1 protein-coding gene is annotated in these 3,099 nt (G+C 68.6%); it reads left to right on the top strand.

All coding sequences use genetic code 11. The annotated features are described in order from the left end of the window. Positions 1-3,099: type I polyketide synthase (locus tag AB0I03_RS26270; protein ID WP_360417282.1), on the top strand; the 3,099-nt coding region annotated here is incomplete at both ends.

Here is a 3,099-nt window from a genome sequence, read left to right as displayed (position 1 = left end):
CGACGAGCCGATCGTCATCGTCGGCATGGCCTGCCGCTTCCCCGGTGGCGTGCGCACTCCCGAGGAGCTGTGGCGGCTGGTGGCCGACGGCGGGGACGCGATCTCCCTCGTGCCGACGGACCGTGGCTGGGACATCGATGGCCTGTTCGGCGACGGCGAGTCGGGCACCTCGTACACCCGCGAGGGCGGGTTCCTCTACGACGTGGCCGAGTTCGACCCGACGTTCTTCGGGATCTCGCCGCGCGAGGCGCTGTCGATGGACCCGCAGCACCGACTGCTGCTGGAAACCTCGTGGGAGGCGTTCGAGCGCGCGGGCATCGACCCGTCCACGTTGCGCGGCAGCCGGACCGGGGTGTTCGCCGGAGCGAACGGCCAGGACTACGCGGCGCTGCTGATGTCCACTCCGGATGCGTCCGACGGGTATCTGCTGACCGGCAACGCGGGCAGTGTGGTGTCCGGCCGGATCTCCTACACGTTCGGCTTCGAAGGCCCCGCGGTGACGGTGGACACGGCGTGCTCCTCGTCGCTGGTCGCGCTCCACCAGGCAGGTCAGGTGCTGCGCCAGGGCGAGTGCGGTCTGGCGCTGGTCGGCGGGGTCACGGTGATGCCGACGCCCACCGTCTTCACCGAGTTCAGCCGTCAGGGCGGGCTCGCGCCGGACGGTCGGTGCAAGTCGTTCGCGGACGCGGCGGACGGCACCGGCTGGGGCGAGGGCGTCGGAATGCTCCTGGTGGAGCGGCTGTCCGACGCCCGCCGCAACGGACACCGGGTGCTCGCCCTCGTCCGTGGTTCGGCGATCAACCAGGACGGTGCGAGCAACGGCCTCTCCGCGCCGAGTGGCCCTGCCCAGCAGCGGGTGATCCGCCAGGCACTGGCCAACGCGGGGCTGACCCCGTCGGACGTGGACGCGGTGGAGGCGCACGGCACCGGCACCCGGCTCGGTGACCCGATCGAGGCCCAGGCGCTGCTGGCCACGTACGGCCAGGACCGGCCGGGCGACCGGCCGCTGTGGCTCGGGTCTGTGAAGTCCAACATCGGGCACACCCAGGCCGCCGCCGGCGTTGCCGGTGTGATCAAGATGGTGCTGGCGATGCGGCACGGTGTGTTGCCGAAGACCCTGCATGTGGATGCGCCGTCGTCGAATGTCGACTGGACTGCCGGTGCGGTTTCGCTGCTGACGGAGCGGGTTGACTGGCCCGATGCGGGACGCCCGCGTCGGGCTGCTGTGTCGTCGTTCGGGGTCAGTGGCACCAATGCGCATGTGATCTTGGAGCAGGCCCCCGCCGAGGACCAGGACCAGGACGACAACCAGGGCGAGGTCGCTGGCGAGGCGCCTGCCGTTGTCGGTGGTGTGGTGCCGTGGGTGGTGTCCGGTAAGTCCGAGGCCGCGTTGCGTGCGCAGGCGGTGCGGTTGTTGTCGTTCGTGGATGCCGCGCCTGGGCTGAACCCGGTGGATGTGGCGTTCTCGTTGGCGACGACGCGTGCGGTGTTGGGTCATCGTGCGGTGGTGGTCGGCGGGGGTCGGGACGACTTCCGTGGTGGGTTGGAAGCGTTGGCTTCGGGTGCTTCGGCGTCCGGGGTGGTGCGTGATGTGGTGTCCGAGGGCCGGTTGGCGTTCCTGTTTAGTGGTCAGGGTTCGCAGCGGGTGGGGATGGGGCGTGAGTTGTATGCGGCGTTCCCGGTGTTCGCGGCGGCGTTGGACGAGGTGTGTGGGCGGTTCGATGCCGGCCTTGAACGTCCGCTGAAGGATGTGCTGTTCGGCGAGGGTGAGGGTGCCTTGCTGGATCAGACTGCGTATACGCAGCCTGCGCTGTTCGCCGTTGAGGTGGCGTTGTTCCGGTTGGTGGAGTCGTGGGGTGTGGTCCCCGACTTCCTCAGTGGGCACTCCATCGGCGAGTTGGCGGCGGCGCATGTTGCGGGTGTGTTGTCGCTGGAGGATGCCTGCACGCTGGTGGCGGCTCGTGGTCGTTTGATGCAGGAGCTGCCTGCTGGTGGTGCGATGGTGGCGGTCCAGGCGTCGGAGGACGAGGTCGCGCCGCTGCTGGTCGAGGGTGTGAGCGTCGCTGCGGTCAATGGTCCGATGTCGGTTGTCGTTGCGGGTGATGAGTCCGCGGTCCTGGAGATCGCTGCCGGTTTTGAGGGGCGGGGCCGTAAGGCGAAGCGGCTCGCGGTCAGTCATGCGTTCCATTCGCCGCATATGGACGGGATGTTGGAGGAGTTCCGCAAGGTTGCGGAGGGGCTTTCCTATGCGGCTCCGCGGATTCCGGTCGTGTCCAATCTGACCGGTGCGGTGGTGTCCGGTGAGGAGATCGGCACTGCGGACTTCTGGGTTCGGCATGTTCGTGAGGCTGTTCGGTTTGCTGATGGTGTCGGGGCGTTGGAGGGGTTGGGCGTTTCGACGTTTGTGGAGTTGGGGCCGGATGGTGCGCTGAGTGGTTTGGTGCAGGAGTGCTGTGTCGCCGAGGGGGTGGCGGCGGTTCCGGTGTTGCGTAAGGGCAGGGGTGAGGTGCGGTCGTTGTTGACCGCTGTCGCCTCCGCGTATGCGCGTGGTGTGTCGGTGGACTGGTCGCAGGCACTGGGGCACGCCCGTCGGGTGGATCTGCCGACGTATGCCTTCCAGCGGGAGCGGTATTGGTTGGACTCGGGTGTGGATGTGGCGGATGTGTCGTCGGCGGGTTTGGTGTCGGCGGAGCATCCATTGCTGGGTGCGGCGGTGGAGTTGCCTGAGGGGTTGGTGTTCACCGGGCGGTTGGCGGTGTCCTCCCATGGGTGGTTGGCCGATCATGCGGTGATGGGTTCGGTGTTGTTGCCGGGTACCGCGTTTGTGGAGTTGGCGGTGCATGCCGGTGTGCGGGTGGGTTGTGGTCTGTTGGAGGAGCTGACCCTTGAGGCGCCGTTGATCCTGCCGGATCGGGGCGGTGTCCAGCTGCGCGTCACCGTCGGCGAACCGGATGAGTCCGGCCGGTGCTCGCTCGCTGTCCACTCACGTGCCGAGAACGGCGCGACGACATGGACCCGCCATGCGTCCGGCGCGCTGAACGCGGACGCGCAGCCGGTACCCGTCGTGCCCGGCGCCTGGCCGCCCGCCGATGCGGAGGC

The sequence above is a fragment of the Glycomyces sp. NPDC021274 genome (genome assembly GCF_040641195.1).
GTDB lineage: Bacteria > Actinomycetota > Actinomycetes > Mycobacteriales > Micromonosporaceae > Glycomyces.
Note: the sequence above shows the minus strand (reverse complement) of the source record. Positions and strands in the feature narration are given on the sequence as shown.